Annotated in this window: 1 protein-coding gene; it reads right to left on the bottom strand. The window is 66.4% G+C overall.

Features of this window, described 5'->3' with window-relative positions; all coding sequences use genetic code 11:
• Window positions 1–1,146, bottom strand: a 1,146-nt coding sequence (locus tag AB0E67_RS36475) for an IS630 family transposase (RefSeq protein WP_362035165.1), incomplete at its 3' end; no start/stop codon positions are given.
• Window positions 1,147–1,308 lie beyond the last annotated feature (162 nt).

Here is a 1,308-nt window from a genome sequence, read left to right on the forward strand (position 1 = left end):
GAACGTCCCGCTTCGCGGGACGTTCCCGAAAACCAGCGCCACCCCAGGGAACCGACCTGACAGGGTTGACGAAACAGATAGGGGCACCCCCCCCGACCCTCGCCGCGCCGCGCCGCTGACCTCGGCGGTGTTGTGGGTGGTGTAGTTGTCACACACCAGGTGCACGTCGAGCTCGTGCGGCACGGCCTTGTCCATGGTGACCAGGAACTTCCTGAACTCGATGGCGCGGTGGCGGCGGTGGAGTTCGCCGATGACGGTGCCGTCGGCGATGTCGAAGGCAGCGAACAGGCTGGTGATTCCGTGCCGCAGACAGTCGTGGGTACGGCGCCCAGGTATGCCCGGCATCATCGGCGGCACCGGCTGGGAACGGTCCAGCGCCTGGATCTGTGACTTCTCGTCTACACAGAGCACGACCGCCCGTTCAGGCGGGTTGTGGTACAGGCCGACGACATCGACGACCTTGTCCACGAACTGCGGGTCGGTGGACGACTTGAAGCTGTCCTGCAGGTGCGGCTTGAGATCGAACTTCTTCCAGATCCGCCCGATGGTCGATTTCGACAGCCCGGTACGAGCGGCCATCGAGGCCCGCGACCAATGAGTGTCGCTGCCGGGTGTGGACTCCAGCGTTGCGACGATGACCTCTTCGACCTGGTCGAGCAGGACCGACGGCGGCCGGCCGGGCCGCGGCTCGTCCTGCAGCCCGTCGAGGCGCCTGGCGATGAAGCGGGCCCGCCAGCGTTCCATCGTCGTCTCGTCCACGCCCAGGTCCATCGCGGCCTGCTTGTTCGTCCCGCCCTCCGCACACCGCAGCACGATCCTGGCCCGCAGAGCGAGGCACTGCGCGGTCTTCGCCCGCCTCGCCCAGGCAACCAGCTGGTCCCGCTCGGTGTCGCTCAGGACCAGGTCGGCCTTCGGCCGACCGACGCGACCCGCGTCCTGCAGGCCGGCAAGCCCCTCGGCCGCGAACTTGCGGCGCCACTTGCCCACCGTCTTGGCCTGGGCGTCAACAAGCCGGCCCACGGCAGCATTCGACATACCGTCAGCGCACGCCAGAATGATCCGGGCCCGCTCCGCAGCTCTCCGGTCCCATGACGTCGCCCGACGCACCAACTCGGCACGCTCGTCCTCAGACAGCGTGATTGACACAGCAGAAGGCCCAGGATGCGACACCCAGATAAGGTAGCAACTTACCCTCGGAATTTGCGGCGCATCACACTAGTAGTGCTTGGTCAGGTTGGCCGTGGTGCGTGTCTTTCGGGTTCGATATCGCGTTGAGTGAGTGTGACTCCGGACGAGATGACTGCGGTG

Source organism: Streptomyces sp. NPDC032161, from assembly GCF_040636995.1.
Lineage (GTDB): Bacteria > Actinomycetota > Actinomycetes > Streptomycetales > Streptomycetaceae > Streptomyces.